The organism is Klebsiella sp. S69 (assembly GCF_016516145.1).
Classification (GTDB): domain Bacteria; phylum Pseudomonadota; class Gammaproteobacteria; order Enterobacterales; family Enterobacteriaceae; genus Klebsiella; species Klebsiella oxytoca.
In genome coordinates this window covers 148,841-170,651 of sequence record NZ_JACVUU010000012.1, presented here as the reverse complement: position 1 = coordinate 170,651, position 21,811 = coordinate 148,841, and the positions used below count along the sequence as shown (strand labels likewise).

The window sequence follows — 21,811 nt, the reverse complement described above, 5'->3', positions numbered from 1 at the left end:
ATCGTGCGTAATTTTTAAGAATCGTAAGGTTCTGAGTACAAAACAAGCATACATATAAGGAAAAGAGAGAATGGCTAAGGGGCAATCTTTACAAGATCCGTTCCTGAACGCTTTGCGTCGGGAACGTGTTCCGGTTTCTATTTATTTGGTGAATGGTATTAAGCTGCAAGGGCAAATTGAGTCTTTCGATCAGTTCGTGATCCTGTTGAAAAACACGGTCAGCCAGATGGTCTATAAGCACGCAATTTCTACCGTTGTCCCGTCTCGCCCGGTGTCACACCACAGCAACAATGCTGGCGGCGGTACTAACAACTATCACCACGGTGGTGGTGCGCAGGGTTCTTCTGCACCGCAGCAAGACAGCGAAGACGCCGAATAAGGCAGATGCTGTTTTTCCACGTCGGGGAGCCAGGTTTTCTGCGTTCCCCGCTGGTATTTTATAAGGGGTTTACGCTTGTTTGACCGTTATGATGCCGGTGAGCAGGCGGTACTGGTACACATCTATTTTTCGCAAGACAAAGATATGGAAGATCTCCAGGAGTTTGAAACTCTGGCCTCTTCCGCCGGTGTCGAAGCAATGCAGGTGATTACCGGTAGCCGTAAAGCACCGCACCCGAAGTATTTTGTTGGTGAAGGTAAAGCTGTCGAAATTGCGGAAGCCGTAAAAGCGACCGGTGCATCGGTCGTGCTCTTCGATCATGCCCTGAGTCCGGCGCAGGAACGAAATCTCGAACGCTTATGCGAATGTCGGGTTATCGATCGCACCGGCCTGATTTTAGATATTTTTGCCCAACGAGCGCGTACCCACGAAGGGAAACTGCAGGTTGAGCTGGCGCAGCTGCGCCACATGGCGACTCGCCTCGTTCGCGGCTGGACCCACCTTGAAAGACAGAAAGGCGGGATTGGTTTGCGCGGCCCGGGTGAAACCCAGCTCGAAACTGACCGCCGATTGCTGCGTAACCGTATTATGCAGATCCTGTCGCGACTGGAAAAAGTTGAAAAACAGCGCGAGCAAGGACGGCGGTCACGGGCCAAAGCCGATATTCCCACCGTGTCGTTGGTCGGTTATACCAACGCCGGTAAATCCACGCTGTTCAATCAGATAACTGAAGCTGAGGTCTATGCAGCGAACCAGCTGTTCGCCACTCTGGATCCGACGCTGCGCCGCATCGATGTCCCTGATGTTGGCGAAACCGTGCTGGCGGATACCGTAGGTTTCATTCGTCATCTGCCGCACGATCTGGTGGCCGCGTTTAAAGCGACTCTCCAGGAGACGCGCCAGGCGACGCTGCTGCTGCATGTCATTGATGCGGCGGATGTTCGCGTGCAGGAAAATATTGACGCAGTAAATACGGTACTCGCGGAAATCGAGGCCGATGAGATCCCGGCGCTGCTGGTCATGAATAAAATCGACATGCTGGATGATTTTGAGCCGCGTATCGATCGGGATGAAGAAAACAAACCGATTCGGGTCTGGCTTTCCGCCCAGACCGGGGTTGGCGTACCGCTGCTTTTTCAGGCTTTGACGGAACGGCTCTCTGGTGAAGTGGCTCAGCATACGCTGCGCCTGCCGCCGCAGGAAGGCCGTTTGAGAAGCCGATTCTATCAGCTTCAGGCGATAGAGAAAGAGTGGATGGAGGATGACGGTAGCGTTGGTCTGCAGGTGCGCATGCCGATCGTTGACTGGCGTCGCCTCTGTAAACAAGAGCCAGCGCTGGTTGAATACGTGATTTGACCTTGCAGCTTGCCTGAAGATATTAACCCCTGTGGGGATATCAAAAACAAATATGGAGCATATACATGGCGTGGAATCAGCCCGGTAATAACGGACAGGACCGCGACCCGTGGGGAAGCAGCAATAACCAAGGCGGCAACTCTGGGGGAAATGGCAACAAAGGTGGTCGCGAGCAGGGACCTCCCGATCTGGATGATATCTTCCGTAAGCTAAGTAAAAAACTTGGCGGCCTGGGCGGCGGGAAAGGTGGACTGGGCGGCGGTAGCGGCTCACAGGGACCACGCGGGCCTATGGGCGGACGTATCGTCGGCATCGTTGCCGCCGCTGCGGTTATTATCTGGGCAGCCAGCGGTTTCTATACCATTAAAGAAGCTGAACGTGGCGTCGTCACTCGCTTTGGTAAATTTAGCCATCTGGTTGAGCCTGGCCTTAACTGGAAACCCACCTTCATTGATAACGTTCAGGCGGTTAACGTTGAGTCGGTGCGCGAACTGGCGGCCTCTGGCGTCATGCTGACGTCAGACGAAAACGTCGTGCGCGTTGAGATGAACGTACAGTACCGCGTGACCGACCCGGAACGCTATCTGTTTAGCGTGACCAGCGCTGACGACAGCCTGCGTCAGGCAACCGACAGCGCGCTGCGTGGCGTTATTGGTAAATACACGATGGACCGTATCCTGACCGAAGGGCGTACCGTCATTCGTAGCGATACCCAGCGTGAGCTGGAAGAGACGATTCGTCCGTATAACATGGGTATCACCCTGCTGGACGTCAACTTCCAGACGGCGCGTCCGCCGGAGGAAGTGAAAGCCGCATTTGATGATGCGATTGCCGCACGTGAAAACGAACAGCAGTACATTCGTGAAGCGGAAGCTTACACCAACGAAGTTCAGCCACGGGCTAACGGTCAGGCGCAGCGTATCCTTGAAGAGGCTCGTGCGTACAAGACCCAGACCGTTCTTGAAGCGCAGGGTGAAGTGGCTCGCTTTGCAAAAATTCTGCCTGAGTATAAAGCGGCTCCGGAAATCACCCGCGAGCGTCTGTATATCGAAACCATGGAAAAAGTGCTGAGCCATACTCGCAAAGTGCTGGTTAACGATAAGGGGAGCAACCTGATGGTTCTGCCTCTGGATCAGATGCTGAAAGGCGCTGGCGCGCCAGCGGCAAAGAGTGATAGCAGTGGCGCAAGCGATCTGCTGCGTCTGCCGCCTGCATCCAGCTCAAGCAGCGCCAGTAACGCTTCTACCTCTACGGGAGGCACCATTATGGACCAACGCCGCGCCAACGCGCAGCGTAACGACTACCAGCGTCAGGGGGAATAACGATGCGTAAATCTGTTATCGCGATAATTGTCATCGTGCTGGTGGTGCTCTATATGTCCATCTTTGTTGTCAAAGAGGGCGAGCGCGGTATCACGCTGCGTTTTGGTAAAGTTCTGCGCGACGATGAAAACAAACCGCTGGTGTATGCGCCTGGCCTTCACTTCAAGATTCCATTTATTGAATCTGTGAAGATGCTCGATGCGCGTATTCAGACGATGGACAATCAGGCCGACCGCTTTGTTACCAAAGAGAAAAAGGACCTGATCGTTGACTCTTATATCAAGTGGCGCATCAGCGACTTTAGCCGTTACTACCTGGCTACCGGCGGCGGTGACGTCTCCCAGGCCGAAGTACTGTTGAAGCGTAAATTCTCCGACCGTCTGCGTTCTGAAATTGGTCGTCTGGATGTGAAAGACATCGTGACCGACTCCCGCGGTCGTTTGACCCTGGAAGTGCGCGATGCCCTGAACTCAGGTTCTGCGGGCACAGAAGATGAAGTCAGTACGCCGGCTGCCGATGATGCAATTGCCAAAGCGGCGGAGCGAGTTGAAGCAGAAACGAACGGTAAGGTTCAGGTGATCAACCCGAACAGTATGGCGGCGCTGGGTATTGAAGTCGTCGACGTTCGTATTAAGCAGATCAACCTGCCTGCTGAAGTGTCTGAAGCGATCTACAACCGTATGCGCGCTGAGCGTGAAGCGGTAGCTCGTCGCCATCGCTCACAGGGCCAGGAAGAAGCTGAAAAACTGCGCGCAACTGCGGACTATGAAGTCACCAAAACGCTGGCGGAAGCCGAGCGCCAGGGGCGTATCCTGCGCGGTGAAGGCGATGCGGAATCCGCAAAACTGTTTGCTGATGCATTCAGTCAGGATCCAGGATTCTACGCCTTTATCCGTAGTCTGCGTGCGTACGAGAACAGCTTCAAGAGCAATCAGGACGTAATGGTTCTCAGTCCGGACAGTGATTTCTTCCGCTATATGAAATCTCCAGCGGCAGCGACTCGCTGATAAGCAATGAGTATGCAAAAAGGCGTCCATCGGGGCGCCTTTTTTACATGATGAAAGCGATTAATTACCGCGGTGTTTTTTATTCAATGAACCCACGGATGCTACGTTTTGCGAGAATGCTTCATTTATAAAACCAGCGCTTAATTCATTATCTTCGTTTCTGGTGTTAGTACGCTAATCGATCATTGAAATTAAGAAAAAACAAGTTGTTATGTATTTCATTTCATAAAGCCGGTTCATAACATTGATGAAATAGCGGAGAATGTGAAGTGAGTGCAACTCAACGCGAGTGAGCGACTGGTGCTGTACTGGCTGCATTTAAATAAAGGTGAATAATGAACTCAACAATCTGGTTGGCACTGGCGCTGGTTTTAGTACTTGAAGGGCTTGGACCGCTGCTTTATCCCCGCGCATGGCGCCGTATGGTCGCCACGATGAGCCAGCTACCGGATAATTTATTACGCCGCTTTGGCGGGGGACTTGTGGTTGCCGGCATCGTCATCTACTACATGTTGAGGAAAACGATTGGCTGAGCGCAAAGTAGACTAATTTACCGTCTTTTGAGTGCAAAAAGTGCTGTAACTCTGAAAAAGCGATGGTAGAATCCATTTTTAAGCAAACGGTGATTTTGAAAAATGGGTAACAACGTCGTCGTACTGGGCACCCAATGGGGTGACGAAGGTAAAGGGAAGATCGTCGATCTCCTGACTGAACGGGCTAAATATGTTGTGCGCTATCAGGGCGGTCACAACGCCGGCCATACTCTCGTAATCAACGGTGAAAAAACCGTCCTCCATCTCATTCCATCAGGAATTCTTCGTGAGAATGTCACCAGCATCATCGGTAACGGTGTGGTGCTGTCTCCGGCTGCGCTGATGAAAGAGATGAAAGGTCTGGAAGACCGTGGTATCCCTGTTCGCGAGCGTCTGCTGCTTTCTGAAGCTTGTCCGCTTATCCTCGAATATCATGTTGCGCTGGATGTTGCGCGTGAGAAAGCGCGCGGCGCGAAAGCTATCGGTACGACCGGTCGCGGTATCGGCCCGGCTTACGAAGATAAAGTGGCTCGCCGCGGTCTGCGCGTTGGCGATCTGTTTGATAAAGCTACCTTCGCTGACAAACTGAAAGAGGTGATGGAATATCACAACTTCCAGCTGGTGAATTTCTATAAAGCTGAAGCGGTTGATTACCAGAAAGTTCTGGATGACGTGATGGCGATTGCCGACATCCTGACCTCCATGGTGGTTGATGTTTCCGATCTGCTTGACCAGGCGCGTAAGCGTGGCGATTTCGTCATGTTTGAAGGCGCGCAGGGTACGCTGCTTGATATCGACCACGGTACCTATCCGTACGTAACGTCTTCCAACACCACCGCAGGTGGCGTGGCGACCGGCTCCGGTTTGGGCCCGCGTTATGTTGATTACGTTCTGGGTATTATCAAAGCCTACTCTACTCGCGTAGGCGCAGGCCCGTTCCCGACTGAGCTGTTTGATGAAACCGGTGAGTTCCTGTGTAAACAGGGTAACGAGTTTGGCGCCACCACCGGCCGTCGTCGTCGTACCGGTTGGCTGGATGCCGTTGCGGTACGCCGCGCGGTGCAGATTAACTCCCTGTCTGGTTTCTGCCTGACTAAGCTTGACGTCCTGGACGGCCTGAAAGAAGTTAAAATCTGCGTTGCCTACCGTATGCCGGATGGCCGTGAAGTGACCACCACTCCGCTGGCGGCCGACAACTGGGAAGGTATTGAGCCGGTTTATGAAACAATGCCGGGCTGGTCTGAAACCACCTTCGGTGTGAAAGAGCGCAGCGGCCTGCCGCAGGCAGCGCTGAACTACATCGCCCGTATTGAAGAGCTGACCGGCGTACCGGTTGATATTATCTCTACCGGTCCTGACCGTACCGAGACGATGATTCTGCGCGATCCTTTCGACGCATAATTATCTCCAGGGGCGCCGTTCAGGCGCCTCTTGTTTTTGCTGTTCGCCCGCCCCATTTAAATAAATTAGCGGCCTGAGCGCTGGCTGGTTTATCATCAATAGTAATTACGTCTACCGACGCACTCTGTTTTTCTTTTCCCTGAGGTTGATTGTGCAGTTAACGAGTTTCACTGATTACGGACTACGCGCGCTGATTTATATGGCGTCGCTGCCGGATGGAAGAATGACCAGTATCTCCGAAGTGACGGAGGTTTACGGCGTTTCCCGTAATCATATGGTTAAGATAATCAATCAGCTGAGCCGCGTGGGTTATGTGACGGCGGTTCGGGGAAAGAACGGCGGAATTCGTCTGGGGAAACCGGCAAATATGATTCGCGTGGGTGATGTGGTTCGCGATCTGGAGCCGCTCTCTTTAGTCAACTGCAGCAGTGAATTTTGCCATATTACGCCCGCCTGTCGTCTGAAACAGGCGCTTGCTGAAGCCGCGCAAAGTTTTCTCAAGGAACTGGATAACTACACGCTGGCCGATTTGGTTGAAAAGAATCAACCGCTTTATAAATTATTACTGGTGGAGTGACGTAAACTTCACTGGAGATGACAACGGAGGAACCGACATGTCACAAGATCCTTTCCTGGACCGCGAATCTGAAAAATACGCTAATCCAATCCCGAGCCGGGAATTTATCCTCGATCATTTAGCAAAACGTGAAAAACCGGCCAGCCGAGATGAGCTGGCAATTGAGCTGAATATTGAAGGCGAAGAACAACAAGAAGCATTGCGCCGCAGACTGCGCGCAATGGAACGCGATGGTCAACTGGTCTTTACGCGTCGTCAGTGCTATGCGCTGCCGGAACGTCTCGATCTGCTAAAGGGGACCGTTATTGGCCACCGCGACGGTTATGGCTTCCTGCGCGTTGAAGGCCGTAAAGATGACCTTTATTTGTCGTCCGAGCAGATGAAAACCTGCATTCACGGCGATCAGGTACTGGCGCAGCCGTTAGGCGCCGATCGTAAAGGCCGCCGGGAAGCGCGTATCGTCCGCGTGCTGGTGCCCAAAACCAGCCAGATTGTGGGCCGCTACTTTACCGAAGCAGGCGTAGGCTTCGTTGTGCCTGATGACAGCCGCTTGAGCTTCGATATCCTGATTCCTCCCGAAGAGATCATGGGCGCGAGGATGGGCTTTGTAGTGGTGGTTGAGCTGACCCAGCGTCCAACCCGGCGCACCAAAGCGGTCGGCAAAATTGTTGAGGTTCTCGGCGACAACATGGGTACCGGCATGGCGGTCGATATGGCCCTGCGCACCCATGAAATCCCCTACGTCTGGCCGCCAGCAGTAGAAAAACAGGTTGCTGGCCTGAAAGAGCAGGTACCGGAAGAAGCGAAAGCCGGTCGCGTGGATTTGCGTAATCTGCCGTTGGTTACTATTGATGGCGAAGATGCCCGTGACTTTGATGATGCCGTATACTGCGAGAAGAAACGCGGCGGCGGCTGGCGTCTGTGGGTGGCGATTGCCGATGTGAGCTACTACGTGCGTCCTGGTACGCCGCTGGATGGCGAGGCGCGGAGTCGCGGCACCTCGGTCTACTTCCCGTCGCAGGTCGTTCCCATGCTGCCTGAAGTGCTCTCTAACGGCCTGTGCTCACTGAATCCTCAGGTCGACAGACTCTGTATGGTTTGTGAAATGACGATTTCGGCTAAGGGTCGTCTCACCGGCTTCAAATTCTACGAAGCGGTGATGAGCTCTCATGCCCGTCTGACTTATACCAAAGTCTGGCATATGCTGCAGGGCGATCGGGATCTGCGTGAGCAGTACGCGCCGCTGGTCAAGCACATTGAAGAGCTACACAACCTCTACAAAGTGCTGGACGGCGCGCGTGAAGAGCGTGGCGGTATCTCATTTGAGAGTGAAGAAGCTAAATTCATCTTTAATGCTGAACGTCGTATTGAACGTATTGAGCAGACTCAGCGTAACGACGCGCACAAGCTGATTGAAGAGTGCATGATCCTGGCGAACATTTCCGCGGCGCGCTTCGTTGAGAAGGCCGAGGAGCCGGCGCTGTTCCGTATCCATGACAAACCAAGCACCGAAGCGATTACCGCATTCCGTTCGGTTCTTGCAGAGCTGGGGCTTGAGCTGCCTGGCGGCAACAAGCCGGAGCCGCGCGACTATGCGCAATTACTGGAGTCTATCGCCGACCGTCCTGACGCTGAGATGCTGCAAACTATGCTGCTGCGCTCGATGAAACAGGCAGTATACGATCCGGAAAACCGCGGCCACTTTGGTCTGGCGCTGCAATCTTACGCTCACTTTACTTCGCCGATTCGCCGCTATCCTGACCTGTCGCTGCATCGCGCGATCAAGTATTTACTGGCGAAAGAGCAAGGGCATAAAGGTAATAGCACTGAGACCGGCGGCTGGCACTACAGCATGGATGAGATGCTGCAACTGGGGGCGCACTGTTCGATGACCGAGCGCCGTGCTGATGAAGCGACGCGCGATGTCTCGGACTGGTTGAAGTGTGATTTCATGTTGGATCAGGTCGGTAACGTCTTTAAGGGCGTGATTGCCAGCGTGACCGGCTTTGGTTTCTTCGTACGTCTTAATGAACTATTTATCGATGGTCTGGTGCACGTCTCTTCCCTTGATAACGATTACTACCGTTTCGACCAGGTAGGACAGCGTCTGATCGGTGAATCCGGCGGTCAAACCTATCGTCTGGGCGATCGCGTTGAAGTACGCGTTGAAGCGGTGAATATGGATGAGCGTAAAATTGATTTCTCGCTTATCTCCAGCGAGCGCGCCCCGCGCAACGTCGGTAAGACCGAGCGTGAAAAGGCGAAGAAAGGGGCGGCAGGTAAAGCTTCCGGACGTCGCCGCCAGGCTGGTAAGCAGGTAAACTTCGAGCCGGATAGCGCATTCCGTAAACCGAAAGGTCAATCCCAGCCGAAGGCCGCTCAGCCAAAAGGCGAGAAGAAAGCGAAGAAGCCGTCGGCGAAAACCCAAAAGATAGCTGCTGCGACCAAAGCCAGGCGCGCGGCGAAAAAGAAAATAGCTGAGTAATGAGATTTCCTTTACCCTGGCTTCTTGCGTTATTCCGCAGTGGTCGGGGTGAAGGGAACTGATAACAGAACCTAAAACGAGTAGATAAATGAGTGAAATGATTTACGGCATCCACGCGGTGCAGGCACTGCTGGAGCGCGCACCTGAGCGTTTTCAGGAAGTCTTTATTCTGAAAGGCCGTGAGGATAAGCGCCTTATGCCGCTGATCCATGCTCTGGAAGCACAGGGCGTAGTGATTCAGGTCGCCAGCCGCCAGTTTCTCGATGAGAAAAGCGAAGGCGCCGTTCATCAGGGAATTATTGCCCGCGTGAAGCCCGGACGTCAGTATCAGGAGAACGATCTGCCGGATCTGATCGCTTCTCTCGATCAGCCATTCTTTTTGATCCTCGACGGCGTGACCGATCCGCACAACCTCGGCGCCTGTTTGCGTAGCGCTGATGCCGCAGGCGTACATGCGGTGATTGTGCCCAAAGATCGCTCCGCGCAGCTGAATGCCACGGCGAAAAAAGTCGCCTGTGGCGCGGCGGAGAACGTTCCGCTCATTCGCGTCACCAACCTGGCACGCACCATGCGTCTGCTGCAGGAAGAGAACGTCTGGATCGTCGGTACCGCGGGTGAAGCCGACCATACGCTGTTCCAGAGCAAGATGACCGGTTCGCTGGCGCTGGTGATGGGCGCGGAAGGTGAAGGCATGCGACGCCTGACCCGCGAGCACTGCGACGAATTGATCAGCATTCCGATGGCCGGCAGCGTCTCGTCGCTGAACGTATCGGTCGCCACCGGGATTTGCCTGTTTGAAGCGGTGCGTCAGCGCAGCTAATCTCTTCTTCCTGTATAAGCCATTCTCCAGGATGGCTTATCTTCGTCTTGCCTGTTCATCTTCTCGTTCCGTCTGACGGGCGATTTCCAGACCTCTTTCCACATAGTTCAATAGCTGGCTTAAGGATAACGCCTCTCCTGGTTCATCTCCCGTTTGCTCGATGAATTTAAGCTGCGCGCCCCGATTTTTTAATATCTTGATGAGATTGAGAAAATTTCCAACAGGATTCTGCTCTTCAAGGATATCGTCGCAAATTTTGCTTTCATCAAATGAGGTAACGTAGCCCGAAGCGTTCAGGTTCTGCTTGATGGCGTTAATCGCCAGATGGGGTAGATGCCGACGGATAAGCGGAATATAGGTCAGTGCGTTTTCCCGATCTTCAATAATTAAATGAATCATGAAATTCCCTTTCAGATTGTGAGAGAACTTTATAACAGAGTTCTCTGACGGAAAGTGCGCCGTTGTCCATACTTATCGGCAGAGCCATTGAAGGAGGGAAACATCATGCACTGGCAAACTCATACCGTATTTAATCAACCCGCGCCGCTGTGTAACAGCAACTTATTCCTGTCCGATACCGCCCTGCGTGAAGCCGTTGTCCGCGAAGGCGCGGGCTGGGATGGCGATCTGCTGGCGAGTATTGGCCAACAGCTGGGGACGGCAGAATCGCTGGAGCTGGGGCGTCTGGCTAACGGTAATCCGCCGGAACTATTGCGCTATGATGCGACGGGATCGCGGCTTGACGATGTTCGTTTCCATCCCGCCTGGCATCTGCTGATGCAAGGATTATGCGCTAACCGGGTGCATAACCTTGCCTGGCAGGATGACGCTCGCGAAGGCGCCTTCGTTGCCCGCGCTGCCCGCTTTATGCTGCATGCGCAGGTCGAGGCGGGAACCCTGTGCCCCGTCACGATGACCTTTGCCGCTATTCCATTGCTGCAGCGCTCCTTACCCGGGGCTTTTAGCGACTGGCTATCGCCGCTCCTAAGCGATCGCTACGATCCGCATCTGGCGCCGGGTAACCAGAAGCGAGGGTTGCTTATCGGAATGGGGATGACGGAAAAGCAGGGGGGATCCGATGTCCTGAGCAACACGACGCGTGCGGAAAAAACCGCCGAAGGCTTTTATCATCTTATCGGTCATAAATGGTTTTTCTCGGTACCGCAGAGCGATGCTCATCTGGTGCTGGCGCAGGCGCCGGCGGGACTCTCCTGCTTTTTTGTCCCGCGCCTGCTGCCGGACGGTCAGCGTAACGGCGTACGCCTGGAAAGGCTGAAAGATAAATTAGGTAACCGCGCGAACGCCAGTGGCGAGGTTGAGTTTTACAATGCTTGCGGCTGGCCGATCGGGGAAGAGGGCGATGGCATCCGTCAGATTCTTAAGATGGGGGGCCTGACCCGCTTTGACTGCGCGCTGGGCAGCCATGCGCTGATGCGCCGGGCTTATTCAGTCGCCCTGTATCATGCTCTGCAGCGCCAGGCATTTGGCAAAAATCTGGTCGATCAACCGATGATGCGTCAGGTTCTGGGGCAAATGGCGCTGCGGTTGGAAGGGCAAACCGCCTTTCTGTTCCGCCTGGCGCGTGCCTGGGACAGACGCGGTGATGCGCAGGAAGCGCTGTGGGCAAGGCTTTTCACGCCCGCGGCAAAATTTGCGGTCTGCAAATCCGGGATCGCCTTCGTCGCTGAAGCGATGGAGGTGCTGGGGGGATCGGGCTATTGCGAAGAGAGTGAACTACCGCGTTTGTACCGCGAAATGCCGGTAAACAGTATCTGGGAAGGTTCCGCTAATATTATGTGCCTGGACGTGATGCGTGTACTGATGAAGCAGCCGGCGGCGCTTGAACTACTGGCGGCGGAGTGCGCGGAAGTCAAAGGGCAAAACCGTCATTTCGACCGCGCATGGCGGCAGTTGCAGCAATGGTTGCGGCGACCTGTGGAAGCGCAGGGGCGGGAAATTACCCGGCTGGTCTATAGGCTGGGCGCTGGCGCGCAGGTATTACGCGTTGCTTCACCGCCGTTGGCGGAAGCCTGGTGCCGTATGATGCTCGACACGCGCGGCGGCATGCGTCTGGACGAGCAGACGCTGGACGACTTGCTGCTACGGGCAATGGGGCGTGGACGTCAGGCGCCTCAGGCATAGAGAATGGCCTGTACCCGCCAGTTATCCGGCTGCTGCTCTTCGTACATCTGGACGATGCGATACCAGGACGCGCCCTGCTCATCGGCCTGCAAGGCGATAGCATGTTCAACGTCCTGCTGGCTGCCGGAAATATTGTTAACGCAAATCAGGCCAATTTCGTTCAGGCCAGTCACGCAGTCAGCGCTGGCAAACTCCGCTGACTGCGCGGAGGTATTGGCCGTGACGGTGGTCAACATCAGGCTGGGTAGGGAAAAATTTCGTTTCATCGTCAGCTCCATTTCACATAGTCCTGAGGGCAGTCCGTTGCTAACGTTCTGCCAGGTTACAGCTGGCCGAACGTTATTATGCACAGGAGAACGTGAATGGGCGCAAAGCAGTGTAAAGCTCGCTTAAAGATTGACCGCTATTTACGGTACAAAATCGCCTGCGAATACCACTGGCCGGGAACCATGGTGTCATCAATCATAATGATGACGTAGTAATCCGCCTTAGCTGCTTCAGCTTTGACTTTTAGCGCAGCCTCGACATCCATCGGTGAGCCGTACTTTAAGACACTCACCGTGCCCATCTTCTGCAAGCCCATCGTCTGATTACGTTGGATCTCTTGCGGATGGTCGGTTGCTGGCGGCGGCGCTTCTGGCGTCCCTTGTAGCGCACTACAGCCGCTTAAAGCGATAGCCAATAGCCAGGGTATAAACCTACGCATAGCCATATCTCGTTTCCTGATAGTCATAGTGTAGTGGTAGCCTGAATCTCATTTCTGGGGAATGTTCCCAAATTGTTATCCGGTACGCGATTTTCGAATGAAAATATCGTGAAAGCGTAATCTGGTTCTCAAGATTATGAATCATGTGCGAACAAGAGACTCGAGTAATAACATAGCACCACACCACTATAGAGAAAGGAGACGGTAAATGATTGCACTAGAAATGCGTAACCTTGCGGGTGGGGAAGTTCTCCATGCGTGCCCGCACGGCGCTGCGGATTCACCGCTGCCTTGCATCGTCTTTTATCATGGATTTACCTCTTCTAAGCTGGTCTACAGCTACTTTGCCGTTGCTCTGGCAGAGGCCGGGTTTCGGGTCATTATGCCCGATGCGGCGGAACACGGTGCGCGATATCAGGGTGATGAACAAGGGCGGATGCAGCGCTTCTGGCCGATCCTGATGCAAAATTTTGCTGAATTTCCGGCATTACAGGAGGCGATTCGTGCGCAGGGATGGCTTGCTGACGACAGGCTGGCGGTTGCCGGAGCATCGATGGGCGGAATGACGGCGCTGGGGATAATGACCCATCATCCAGAGCTGAAAAGCGTTGCCTGCCTGATGGGGTCTGGCTATTTCAGTACGCTCTCGCAGAGGCTTTTCCCTTCGCCTTCATTTGATGCAGCGCAGCTGGCGGATTGGGACGTCAGCCAGCAGCTGGCGACGCTTGCCAGTCGGCCGCTGCTGCTCTGGCACGGCGATGAAGATGATGTGGTGCCTCCGGAAGAGACCTTCCGTCTGCAGCAGGCGCTGCGGCAACATGAAATGACCGATAAGTTAACCTGCCTCTGGCAGAAGGGCGTCCGTCACCGCATTACGCCAGAGGCGTTAGCGGCGACGGTGGCGTTTTTTCAACGCCATCTTTAAACGCGAATCACCTGAACACCCTGATCCTCAAGCTGCTTGAGGATCGCTTCATCCGCCTGTTTTCCGGTAATCACCAGGTCGATTTGCCCGGCCTGGCTAAACAGCATTCCGGCGCGTTCGCCAACTTTACTGCTGTCGACCAGTACCGCGAGTTTACCGACGACGTTAAGCATTTTTTGCTCCGCCATCGCTGTCAGCATATCGGTTTTATATAGCCCTTCGGCGGTGAGACCTTTGCCGCTGGTAAACATCCAGTGCCCGGCGTACAGGCTGTTTTCGCTGCCCTGCGGGCTCAGGGTGATGGAGTGGCTGCGGTTATACTGTCCGCCCATAATGATGACGCTGTCGTGTTCCTGATCGATCAGGTAATTGGCCAGCGGCAAATAGTTCGTGATGATCTGTACCGGTTTTCCGCACAGCTCTTGCCCAAGCAGGAAGGCGGTAGAGCCGCAGTTGATAACAATACTTTCGCCGGGGTTGACCAGTTGCGAAGCCGCACGTGCAATCCGCACTTTCTCGTCGTGGTTTTGCGCCTGGTGAATATTCATTGGTGACCAGCGCGGGCGCTGCTCGCTGATGGCTTCCGCGCCGTTGCGGACTTTTTTTAGTTTGCCGCTGTCGTCGAGCTTATTGATATCGCGCCGTGCCGTCGCCGGAGAAATTCCCAGTCGGGAAATCACCTGCTCCACGGTGACAAATCCCGTTTGTGCCAGCAAATCCAGTAAAATTTGATGTCTTTGCGCTTCCGTCATGAGCAAATCCGATTAAAAGTGATAAGCAAAGATGATATTTGAAATCAGGTGAAAATACTAATGCTGACGGGGATAATTTCCGGCGGGGGCTCCCGCCGGAGATGCCTTAGAGGAAGGACTTAAAGGGGAGGTCCGGTTCCATGGTGAAGCAATCGTCGAATCCGCGAGGATAGTGGTATTCAAAGTTGTCTTTATCCAGCGGCCAGGTGAACTTCCCGCCGACCTGCCAGATAAATGGCTTAAAGCCATACTTCAGGCGGTCTTTTTTCATTTCCCACAGAACGCGGATCTCCTGCGGATCGGCCTGGAAATTTGACCAGATATCGTGATGGAAAGGGATCACCACTTTGGTATTCAGCGACTCGGCCATGCGCAGGATATCGGCGCTGGTCATTTTGTCGGTAATGCCGCGCGGGTTCTCGCCATAGGAGCCCAGAGCCACGTCGATTTGGTGCTCATTCCCGTGCTTCGCGTAGTAGTTAGAGTAGTGAGAATCGCCGCTGTGGTACAGGTTGCCGCCCGGCGTTTTAAACAAGTAGTTCACCGCGCGCTGATCCATCCCATCCGGCAGCACGCCCGCGGCTTTTTGTTCTGCGGGTAAGGTGATCAGGGCGGTACGGTCAAAGGCGTCGAGCGCGTGGATTTCAATATCTTTGATTTTAACCACATCGCCCGGTTTCATCACTATGCAGCGTTCTTTCGGAACGCCCCAGCCCATCCACAGATCGACGCAGGTTTGCGGGCCGATAAAAGGTACGTCTTCGGCGCAGTTCTGCATGACCGCGGCGGCTACGTTCACATCAATATGATCGTTATGATCGTGGGTAGACAGCACGGCGTCGATCTGGCGAATGGCGAACGGATCGAGGACAAACGGAGTGGTCCGCAGGTTTGGTTGGAGCTTCTTCACACCCGCCATGCGCTGCATCTGGTGGCCCGTTTTCATCAGCGGGTTGCCGTGGCTTTGCTTGCCGGTGCCGCACCAGAAGTCGACGCAGATATTGGCTCCGCCTTCGGATTTTAGCCAGATGCCCGTACAACCCAACCACCACATGGCAAAGGTGCCCGGCGCCACCTGCTCTTGCTCAATCTCTTCGTTCAGCCAGCTGCCCCATTCCGGAAAAGTGTTCAGGATCCATGATTCGCGGGTGATGGTTTGCACTTTACTCATTTATTTTCCCCTCACATATTATCAAAAGTAATCACATTGTGATTTGTTTTGAAGAATACTGGCATCGTTTGTTCAGGATTGCAATCCTGAATTTTGCCTGTTCTGGAGGCAATCCTAAGGGGTAAACGGAGGTTAAGACAGATTTTATGATATATGTGGAATTATATTTTATTGATTTTAATGTGTTATTTTTTATTTTATGAAAATGAGAATTAATACGATGGCGGATTGTGTGATTATTTGCGGCGTGCGTCACATTTAATCAAATATAATCTTGTTGTGATTATTTTTGATTATTAGAGTGATCCCAACAACAAACCCTGAGCGTAGCGTGCGTTCAGAGCGTCCACCTTCTGGAGTGTGTTATGGAGATTCTCTACCACATCTTTACCGTGTTCTTTAACCAGGTAATGACTAACGCCCCGCTACTGCTGGGGATTGTGACCTGCCTGGGCTATATCCTGCTGCGTAAAAGCGCCAGCGTTATTGTTAAAGGGACGATTAAAACCATTATCGGTTTTATGCTGTTGCAGGCTGGCTCCGGCATTCTGACCAGCACCTTTAAGCCGGTAGTGGCGAAAATGTCTGAGGTTTATGGCATTAACGGGGCTATCTCCGATACCTACGCATCAATGATGGCCACGATCGAACGCATGGGAGACGCCTACAGCTGGGTGGGCTATGCCGTGCTGTTAGCTCTGGCGTTGAATATTTGTTACGTCCTGCTGCGGCGTATTACCGGTATTCGCACCATCATGCTGACCGGGCACATCATGTTCCAGCAGGCTGGGTTGATTGCCGTCTCTTTTTACATATTCGGCTACCCGATGTGGACGACCATCATCTGTACGGCGGTGCTGGTATCGCTCTATTGGGGCATTACCTCGAACATGATGTACAAGCCGACCCAGGAAGTGACCGACGGCTGCGGCTTCTCCATCGGTCACCAGCAGCAGTTCGCTTCATGGATTGCTTACAAGGTCGCTCCGTATCTGGGTAAAAAAGAGGAGAGCGTTGAAGATCTTAAGCTGCCGGGCTGGCTGAACATCTTTCACGACAACATCGTCTCCACGGCCATTGTGATGACCATTTTCTTCGGCGCGATCCTGCTCTCCTTCGGCATCGATACCGTACAGGCGATGGCGGGCAATACCCACTGGACGGTCTATATCCTGCAAACGGGCTTCTCGTTCGCCGTGGCTATTTTCATTATCACCCAGGGCGTGCGCATGTTCGTCGCCGAGCTCTCCGAGGCGTTTAACGGCATCTCACAGCGCCTGATTCCTGGGGCCGTACTGGCCATTGACTGTGCGGCGATCTATAGCTTTGCGCCAAACGCCGTCGTCTGGGGCTTTATGTGGGGCACCATCGGCCAGCTGATCGCCGTCGGTATTCTGGTGGGCGTCGGCTCTTCCATTCTGATTATTCCGGGCTTTATCCCGATGTTTTTCTCGAACGCTACCATCGGCGTCTTTGCTAACCACTTTGGCGGCTGGCGCGCGGCGCTCAAGATTTGCCTGGTGATGGGAATGATTGAAATCTTTGGCTGCGTCTGGGCGGTGAAGCTGACCGGCATGAGCGCCTGGATGGGCATGGCTGACTGGTCAATTCTGGCGCCGCCGATGATGCAGGGCTTCGCCTCCATCGGTATCGCGTTTATGGCCGTCATCATCATTATTGCACTGGCTTATATGTTCTTCGCAGGGCGCACGCTGCGTGCTGAAGAGGACGCGGAAAAACAACTGGCAGATGCTTCTGCTCAATAAGGAGTTTTGACTATGACCGTACGTATTCTGGCTGTATGTGGCAACGGGCAAGGAAGTTCCATGATCATGAAGATGAAGGTGGACCAGTTTTTGACCCAGTCAAATATCGATCACACGGTGAACAGCTGCGCGGTGGGGGAATATAAAAGCGAACTAAACGGCGCGGACATTATTATCGCCTCCACCCATATCGCCGGTGAGATTAGCGTCTCCGGCAATAAATACGTGGTTGGCGTACGCAACATGCTCTCGCCAGCGGACTTTGGCCCAAAACTGCTGGAAGTGATCAAAGCGCACTTTCCGCAGGATGTGAAGTAAGGACGCCAAATGAAATTACGTGATTCGCTGGTGGAGAATAACTCCATCCTTTTACAGGCTGATGCCAGCACCTGGCAGGAAGCCGTCAAGCTGAGCGTTGATTTGCTGGTGAAAGCCGATGTGGTAGAGCCGCGCTACTACCAGGCCATTCTGGATGGCGTAGCTCAGCACGGCCCTTATTTTGTGATAGCTCCCGGCCTGGCGATGCCGCACGGTCGCCCGGAAGAGGGAGTCAAGAAAACTGGCTTTGCGCTGGTCACGCTGAAAACGCCGCTGGTTTTCAATCATGAGGATAACGACCCGGTCGACATCCTGATCACCATGGCGGCCGTGGATGCCAATACCCATCAGGAAGTGGGCATCATGCAGATCGTCAATCTGTTTGAAGACGAAGCCAATTTTGACCGTTTACGCGCCTGCCGCACCGCGCAGCAAGTGCTGGATTTAATTGATAACACCACGGCGGCGGCCGTTTAAAAGGAAGAGAAAATGTCATTACCTATGTTGCAGGTTGCGCTCGATAACCAATCCATGTCTTCCGCGTATGAAACGACGCGCCTGATAGCCGATGAAGTGGATATTATTGAAGTCGGCACCATCCTTTGCGTGGCTGAAGGCGTTCGCGCCGTTCGCGACCTGAAGGCGCTCTATCCCAACAAAATCGTGCTGGCGGACGCTAAAATCGCCGATGCCGGTAAAATCCTCTCCCGCATGTGCTTTGAAGCCAACGCCGACTGGGTAACCGTGATCTGCTGTGCGGACATCAACACCACCAAAGGCGCGCTGGACGTGGCGAAAGAGTACAACGGAGACGTTCAGATTGAACTGACCGGCTACTGGACCTGGGAGCAGGCGCAGGAGTGGCGCGAAGCGGGTATCCAGCAGGTAGTCTATCACCGTAGCCGCGACGCCCAGGCGGCCGGGGTGGCATGGGGCGAGGCGGATATTAACGCTATCAAACGCCTGTCCGATATGGGCTTTAAAGTCACCGTCACCGGCGGCCTGGCGCTGGAGGATTTGCCGCTGTTCCAGGGAATTCCGATCCACGTCTTTATCGCCGGGCGCAGCATTCGCGACGCCGCTTCGCCGGTGGAAGCCGCCCGGCAGTTCAAACGTTCTATCGCCCAACTGTGGGGCTAAGGAGCGGCTATGCTGTCGAAACATATTCCGCTCGGCATCTATGAAAAAGCGCTCCCCGCCGGGGAGTGCTGGCTGGAACGCCTGCAGCTGGCTAAGGCGCTCGGTTTTGATTTCGTCGAAATGTCGGTCGATGAAACTGACGCCCGCCTGGCCCGGCTCGACTGGAGCCGGGAGCAGCGCTTCGCGCTGGTTAACGCGATTGCCGAAACCGGGGTGCGCGTGCCCTCTATGTGCCTGAGCGCCCATCGGCGCTTCCCGCTCGGTAGCGAAGACGACGCGGTTCGGGCGCAGGGCCTGGAGATTATGCGCAAAGCGATTCAACTGGCTCAGGATGTCGGCATTCGCGTTATTCAACTGGCGGGCTACGATGTTTACTACCAGGAAGCCAACAACGAGACGCGCCGCCGCTTCCGTGACGGGCTAAAAGAGAGCGTTGAAATGGCCAGCCGCGCGCAGGTAACGCTGGCAATGGAAATCATGGACTATCCGCTGATGAACTCGATCAGCAAGGCGCTGGGCTATGCTCATTATCTGAATAATCCGTGGTTCCAGCTCTATCCGGACATCGGCAACCTTTCCGCCTGGGATAACGACGTGCAGATGGAGCTGCAGGCCGGGATGGGGCATATCGTGGCGGTGCATATAAAAGATACGAAACCCGGCGTATTTAAAAACGTGCCGTTCGGCGAAGGCGTCGTCGATTTTGAACGTTGTTTCGAAACGCTCAAGCAGACGGGCTATTGCGGCCCGTATCTAATTGAAATGTGGAGCGAAACGACCGACGATCCGGCCGCCGAGGTCGCGAAAGCACGCGATTGGGTGAAGGCGAGGATGGCCAGCGCCGGTCTGGTGGAGGCAGCATAATGCAAACGCTAAAACGGCAGGTATTTGAAGCCAATATGGATTTACCGCGCTACGGCCTGGTCACTTTTACCTGGGGTAACGTCAGCGCTATCGACCGCGAACGCGGGCTGGTGGCGATTAAGCCCAGCGGAGTCGCCTACGAGGCCATGAAAGCGGACGATATGGTGGTCGTGGATCTGGAGGGGAGAGTGGTAGACGGGCGGTATCGTCCCTCTTCCGATACCGCCACGCATCTGGCGCTGTATCGCCGCTACCCGAGTCTGGGGGGCGTGGTACATACTCATTCGACGCACGCAACGGCCTGGGCGCAGGCGGGTCTGGCCATTCCCGCGCTGGGAACGACCCATGCGGACTACTTCTTTGGCGATATCCCCTGCACCCGGGCGTTGAGCCCCCGGGAAGTGGAAGAGGCTTATGAGCTGAATACCGGCCACGTGATTATCGAAACGCTGGGCGATGTTGAGCCGCTGCATACGCCGGGCGTCGTGGTCTATCAGCACGGGCCTTTTGCCTGGGGCAAAGATGCGCACGATGCGGTGCACAACGCGGTGGTGATGGAAGAAGTGGCGCGGATGGCGTGGATAGCCCGCGCGATCAACCCGCAGCTGAAGCCCATCGATAGCTGGCTGATGGACAAACACTTCATGCGCAAGCACGGGCCAAACGCCTACTACGGGCAAAAGTGAAATACGTGCTCCGGAGCATTTCATCTTTATGATGAATCAACCGGTCTGCTCCGGAGCCTTTTTTAACGTTGTTGATAAGCCGACGGCATACAGCGCATACCTATCAGCGTCACGACGCAAATTATCGCGCCAGCATAAAACGTCGAGGCGGCGCCCAACATTTCCCACAGCACGCCTGCACCGGCGCTGGCCAGCAGTAGCGCGATTCCGCTCATCAGGTTGAACATTCCGAATGCAGTGCCGCGCAGTTCAGGCGGGGCGGTATGCGCCACCATTGCCGCCAGTAGACCCTGCGTCATGCCCATATGAATACCCCACAGCGCGACGCCGGCTAAAAGCGTGCTCCAGTGGCTACTCAGCGCCAGCACGATATCGGCGGCAATCAGCACCAGCAGGCCCCACTGCAGCATTTTGCTGTGGCTCATCCTGTCCGATAATTTCCCGAAAGGATAGGCAGTCAGGCTGTAGACCAGGTTCATGGCGACCATTACTAGCGGTATGGCGAATAGCGGGATCGCCATTTGCTGGGCGCGTAGCACCAGAAAGGCTTCGCTGAAGCGGGCGAGGGTGAAAATCGAGCCAATAGCCACCACCCACCAGTAAGCGGCGGAAAGCTTCTTGAGATTCTCGCGGCGCAGGGGATTGGTACGTTTCTGGACGACCGATGTGTTGGGTTCTTTTAACCCAAAGCCCAACAGAGCGATTGAGAGGACGGCGGGAATCGCCGCGACCCAGAAAATCGACTGGAAATCGTTATCCCAGAGAAACATCAGCGCGACGGCAAGCAGCGGGCCCAGAAACGCGCCGATGGTGTCCAGCGCCTGGCGCAGCCCGTAGGCGGCCCCGCGAATTTCCGGGGGAGTGACGTCGGCAACCAGCGCATCCCGCGGCGCACCGCGTATTCCTTTGCCGATGCGGTCGATCATTCGAGCGCTAAACACCATGCCGGAGGTAGGGGCGATAGCAAAAAGAGGCTTACTCAGCGCTCCCAGACCATAGCCGAGCAGCGCCAGCCCTTTACGTTTGCCGACATAATCGCTGATGACGCCGGAAAACACCTTCAGCATCAGCGCGGTGGCTTCCGCCACGCCTTCGATAATGCCGATAATAATCACGCTGGCTCCCAACGTGGTGGCCATAAATAATGGGAGCAGGCTGTGGATCATTTCTGAGGAAACATCCATCAGCAAGCTAACGCCGCCCAGCACCCAAACCCCTTTTGGGATACGGCTGAGCGTGGCAAAACGCGGAACCATGAATCACTCCAGAGAATCATGCAGTTAAAGAGAGATTAAATCAGGTTACGCGCAGGCTGATAAGTCACGAGGAAAAATAATTCTCAATTGCATTAAGCAACGCTCTCTTCCGCGACGCGGCGGACGCCTTACTCAGTCAGGAAACGCCAGTCAAACATCAGGTTCTGTGTTTTGTGTCGAATTGAGCAACGTCGGCGGGCCGGGC

The 21,811-nt window shown here is 54.5% G+C and carries 23 protein-coding genes; 17 read left to right on the top strand and 6 right to left on the bottom strand.

Annotated features, from left to right (window positions below):
• The first annotated feature begins 70 nt into the window (after nt 1–70).
• The 9 genes from hfq (at nt 71) to rlmB (ending at nt 9,880) form a co-directional block, all read left to right on the top strand.
• Nucleotides 71–379: an RNA chaperone Hfq gene (hfq, locus tag IAE27_RS13830; protein ID WP_004097968.1), complete on the top strand. Its 309-nt coding sequence runs from the start codon at nt 71–73 to the stop codon at nt 377–379.
• 75 nt (nt 380–454) lie between these two features.
• A complete protein-coding gene (gene hflX / locus IAE27_RS13825; RefSeq protein WP_004109143.1) occupies nt 455–1,735 on the top strand; it encodes a ribosome rescue GTPase HflX in 1,281 nt (426 codons plus the stop codon).
• A gap of 65 nt (nt 1,736–1,800) precedes the next feature.
• Nucleotides 1,801–3,057: an FtsH protease activity modulator HflK gene (gene hflK / locus IAE27_RS13820; protein ID WP_004109140.1), complete on the top strand. Its 1,257-nt coding sequence runs from the start codon at nt 1,801–1,803 to the stop codon at nt 3,055–3,057.
• 2 nt (nt 3,058–3,059) lie between these two features.
• Nucleotides 3,060–4,064: a protease modulator HflC gene (gene hflC, locus IAE27_RS13815; protein WP_004109137.1), complete on the top strand. Its 1,005-nt coding sequence runs from the start codon at nt 3,060–3,062 to the stop codon at nt 4,062–4,064.
• 335 nt (nt 4,065–4,399) lie between these two features.
• A complete protein-coding gene (locus IAE27_RS13810) occupies nt 4,400–4,597 on the top strand; it encodes a DUF2065 domain-containing protein (RefSeq protein ID WP_004097978.1) in 198 nt (65 codons plus the stop codon).
• Nucleotides 4,598–4,699: 102 nt separating this feature from the next.
• On the top strand, nt 4,700–5,998 hold the full coding sequence (locus IAE27_RS13805; protein ID WP_004109135.1) for an adenylosuccinate synthase: 1,299 nt from the start codon (nt 4,700–4,702) through the stop codon (nt 5,996–5,998).
• A gap of 151 nt (nt 5,999–6,149) precedes the next feature.
• Nucleotides 6,150–6,575, top strand: coding sequence for a nitric oxide-sensing transcriptional repressor NsrR (gene nsrR / locus IAE27_RS13800; RefSeq protein ID WP_004097980.1), 426 nt, complete (start codon nt 6,150–6,152; stop codon nt 6,573–6,575).
• A 37-nt stretch (nt 6,576–6,612) separates the two neighbouring features.
• Complete coding sequence (gene rnr, locus IAE27_RS13795) at nt 6,613–9,060, top strand: ribonuclease R (RefSeq protein WP_016809365.1); 2,448 nt, start codon at nt 6,613–6,615, stop codon at nt 9,058–9,060.
• A gap of 88 nt (nt 9,061–9,148) precedes the next feature.
• Nucleotides 9,149–9,880, top strand: coding sequence for a 23S rRNA (guanosine(2251)-2'-O)-methyltransferase RlmB (gene rlmB, locus IAE27_RS13790; RefSeq protein ID WP_004109129.1), 732 nt, complete (start codon nt 9,149–9,151; stop codon nt 9,878–9,880).
• 36 nt (nt 9,881–9,916) lie between these two features.
• Here rlmB and IAE27_RS13785 read toward each other — a convergent pair whose 3' ends face one another.
• A complete protein-coding gene (locus IAE27_RS13785) occupies nt 9,917–10,279 on the bottom strand; it encodes a hypothetical protein (protein ID WP_004109127.1) in 363 nt (120 codons plus the stop codon).
• A gap of 105 nt (nt 10,280–10,384) precedes the next feature.
• Here IAE27_RS13785 and IAE27_RS13780 point away from each other — a divergent pair, with 105 nt between their 5' ends.
• Entirely contained in the window at nt 10,385–12,022 is a 1,638-nt protein-coding gene (locus IAE27_RS13780; RefSeq protein WP_004109124.1) for an isovaleryl-CoA dehydrogenase, read from the top strand.
• Here the strand turns inward: IAE27_RS13780 and yjfN are convergent.
• Together yjfN and bsmA are read right to left on the bottom strand one after the other, a co-directional pair.
• Nucleotides 12,013–12,288: a DUF1471 family protease activator YjfN gene (gene yjfN / locus IAE27_RS13775; RefSeq protein WP_026055994.1), complete on the bottom strand. Its 276-nt coding sequence runs from the start codon at nt 12,286–12,288 to the stop codon at nt 12,013–12,015. The two genes, IAE27_RS13780 and yjfN, sit on opposite strands and share 10 nt — an antisense overlap.
• Nucleotides 12,289–12,425: 137 nt before the next feature.
• Complete coding sequence (bsmA, locus tag IAE27_RS13770) at nt 12,426–12,734, bottom strand: biofilm peroxide resistance protein BsmA (protein ID WP_004109119.1); 309 nt, start codon at nt 12,732–12,734, stop codon at nt 12,426–12,428.
• Between the two features lie 202 nt (nt 12,735–12,936).
• On the opposite strand from bsmA, the gene yjfP reads away from it, so the two are divergent.
• Complete coding sequence (gene yjfP, locus IAE27_RS13765) at nt 12,937–13,653, top strand: esterase (protein ID WP_004109116.1); 717 nt, start codon at nt 12,937–12,939, stop codon at nt 13,651–13,653.
• On the opposite strand, the gene ulaR is transcribed toward yjfP, so the two are convergent.
• Both ulaR and ulaG read right to left on the bottom strand, forming a co-directional pair.
• Nucleotides 13,650–14,405, bottom strand: a complete 756-nt coding sequence (ulaR, locus tag IAE27_RS13760; RefSeq protein ID WP_004109113.1) for an HTH-type transcriptional regulator UlaR — start codon at nt 14,403–14,405, stop codon at nt 13,650–13,652. The two genes, yjfP and ulaR, sit on opposite strands and share 4 nt — an antisense overlap.
• A 106-nt stretch (nt 14,406–14,511) precedes the next feature.
• A complete protein-coding gene (gene ulaG / locus IAE27_RS13755; RefSeq protein WP_017145082.1) occupies nt 14,512–15,576 on the bottom strand; it encodes an L-ascorbate 6-phosphate lactonase in 1,065 nt (354 codons plus the stop codon).
• A 365-nt stretch (nt 15,577–15,941) separates the two neighbouring features.
• Between ulaG and ulaA the strand changes: the two genes are divergently transcribed.
• From ulaA to IAE27_RS13725, 6 genes are read left to right on the top strand one after another with little or no spacing between them, the layout of a single operon-like run.
• Nucleotides 15,942–17,342: a PTS ascorbate transporter subunit IIC gene (ulaA, locus tag IAE27_RS13750; RefSeq protein ID WP_004109094.1), complete on the top strand. Its 1,401-nt coding sequence runs from the start codon at nt 15,942–15,944 to the stop codon at nt 17,340–17,342.
• A 12-nt stretch (nt 17,343–17,354) separates the two neighbouring features.
• Nucleotides 17,355–17,660 (top strand): PTS ascorbate transporter subunit IIB, encoded by a 306-nt coding sequence (gene ulaB / locus IAE27_RS13745; RefSeq protein WP_004109091.1) that lies wholly within the window; start codon nt 17,355–17,357, stop codon nt 17,658–17,660.
• A gap of 9 nt (nt 17,661–17,669) precedes the next feature.
• Complete coding sequence (gene ulaC / locus IAE27_RS13740) at nt 17,670–18,137, top strand: PTS ascorbate transporter subunit IIA (RefSeq protein WP_064343635.1); 468 nt, start codon at nt 17,670–17,672, stop codon at nt 18,135–18,137.
• A 12-nt stretch (nt 18,138–18,149) separates the two neighbouring features.
• Entirely contained in the window at nt 18,150–18,800 is a 651-nt protein-coding gene (gene ulaD, locus IAE27_RS13735; protein ID WP_004117409.1) for a 3-keto-L-gulonate-6-phosphate decarboxylase UlaD, read from the top strand.
• Between the two features lie 9 nt (nt 18,801–18,809).
• Nucleotides 18,810–19,664, top strand: a complete 855-nt coding sequence (gene ulaE / locus IAE27_RS13730; protein WP_016809363.1) for an L-ribulose-5-phosphate 3-epimerase UlaE — start codon at nt 18,810–18,812, stop codon at nt 19,662–19,664.
• Nucleotides 19,664–20,350 (top strand): L-ribulose-5-phosphate 4-epimerase, encoded by a 687-nt coding sequence (locus tag IAE27_RS13725; protein ID WP_004109075.1) that lies wholly within the window; start codon nt 19,664–19,666, stop codon nt 20,348–20,350. The genes ulaE and IAE27_RS13725 overlap by 1 nt, the downstream gene beginning before the upstream one ends.
• A gap of 62 nt (nt 20,351–20,412) precedes the next feature.
• Here IAE27_RS13725 and IAE27_RS13720 read toward each other — a convergent pair whose 3' ends face one another.
• Nucleotides 20,413–21,606 carry an MFS transporter gene (locus tag IAE27_RS13720; protein WP_004117432.1) on the bottom strand — a complete coding sequence of 398 codons (1,194 nt, stop codon included), beginning with the start codon at nt 21,604–21,606 and terminating at the stop codon, nt 20,413–20,415.
• Nucleotides 21,607–21,811 lie beyond the last annotated feature (205 nt).

Excerpts from the sequence above, each read along its gene's own strand:
- IAE27_RS13725 (WP_004109075.1), top strand. The coding sequence starts at position 19,664 with ATGCAAACGCTAAAACGGCAGGTATTTGAAGCCAATATGGATTTACCG.
- hflK (WP_004109140.1), top strand. The coding sequence starts at position 1,801 with ATGGCGTGGAATCAGCCCGGTAATAACGGACAGGACCGCGACCCGTGG.
- ulaE (WP_016809363.1), top strand. The coding sequence starts at position 18,810 with ATGCTGTCGAAACATATTCCGCTCGGCATCTATGAAAAAGCGCTCCCC.
- IAE27_RS13780 (WP_004109124.1), top strand. The coding sequence starts at position 10,385 with ATGCACTGGCAAACTCATACCGTATTTAATCAACCCGCGCCGCTGTGT.
- yjfN (WP_026055994.1), bottom strand. The coding sequence starts at position 12,288 with ATGAAACGAAATTTTTCCCTACCCAGCCTGATGTTGACCACCGTCACG.
- IAE27_RS13785 (WP_004109127.1), bottom strand. The coding sequence starts at position 10,279 with ATGATTCATTTAATTATTGAAGATCGGGAAAACGCACTGACCTATATT.
- bsmA (WP_004109119.1), bottom strand. The coding sequence starts at position 12,734 with ATGGCTATGCGTAGGTTTATACCCTGGCTATTGGCTATCGCTTTAAGC.
- ulaR (WP_004109113.1), bottom strand. The coding sequence starts at position 14,405 with ATGACGGAAGCGCAAAGACATCAAATTTTACTGGATTTGCTGGCACAA.
- ulaA (WP_004109094.1), top strand. The coding sequence starts at position 15,942 with ATGGAGATTCTCTACCACATCTTTACCGTGTTCTTTAACCAGGTAATG.
- IAE27_RS13805 (WP_004109135.1), top strand. The coding sequence starts at position 4,700 with ATGGGTAACAACGTCGTCGTACTGGGCACCCAATGGGGTGACGAAGGT.
- IAE27_RS13720 (WP_004117432.1), bottom strand. The coding sequence starts at position 21,606 with ATGGTTCCGCGTTTTGCCACGCTCAGCCGTATCCCAAAAGGGGTTTGG.
- yjfP (WP_004109116.1), top strand. The coding sequence starts at position 12,937 with ATGATTGCACTAGAAATGCGTAACCTTGCGGGTGGGGAAGTTCTCCAT.
- ulaB (WP_004109091.1), top strand. The coding sequence starts at position 17,355 with ATGACCGTACGTATTCTGGCTGTATGTGGCAACGGGCAAGGAAGTTCC.
- rnr (WP_016809365.1), top strand. The coding sequence starts at position 6,613 with ATGTCACAAGATCCTTTCCTGGACCGCGAATCTGAAAAATACGCTAAT.
- hfq (WP_004097968.1), top strand. The coding sequence starts at position 71 with ATGGCTAAGGGGCAATCTTTACAAGATCCGTTCCTGAACGCTTTGCGT.
- ulaD (WP_004117409.1), top strand. The coding sequence starts at position 18,150 with ATGTCATTACCTATGTTGCAGGTTGCGCTCGATAACCAATCCATGTCT.
- IAE27_RS13810 (WP_004097978.1), top strand. The coding sequence starts at position 4,400 with ATGAACTCAACAATCTGGTTGGCACTGGCGCTGGTTTTAGTACTTGAA.
- hflC (WP_004109137.1), top strand. The coding sequence starts at position 3,060 with ATGCGTAAATCTGTTATCGCGATAATTGTCATCGTGCTGGTGGTGCTC.
- ulaG (WP_017145082.1), bottom strand. The coding sequence starts at position 15,576 with ATGAGTAAAGTGCAAACCATCACCCGCGAATCATGGATCCTGAACACT.
- ulaC (WP_064343635.1), top strand. The coding sequence starts at position 17,670 with ATGAAATTACGTGATTCGCTGGTGGAGAATAACTCCATCCTTTTACAG.
- rlmB (WP_004109129.1), top strand. The coding sequence starts at position 9,149 with ATGAGTGAAATGATTTACGGCATCCACGCGGTGCAGGCACTGCTGGAG.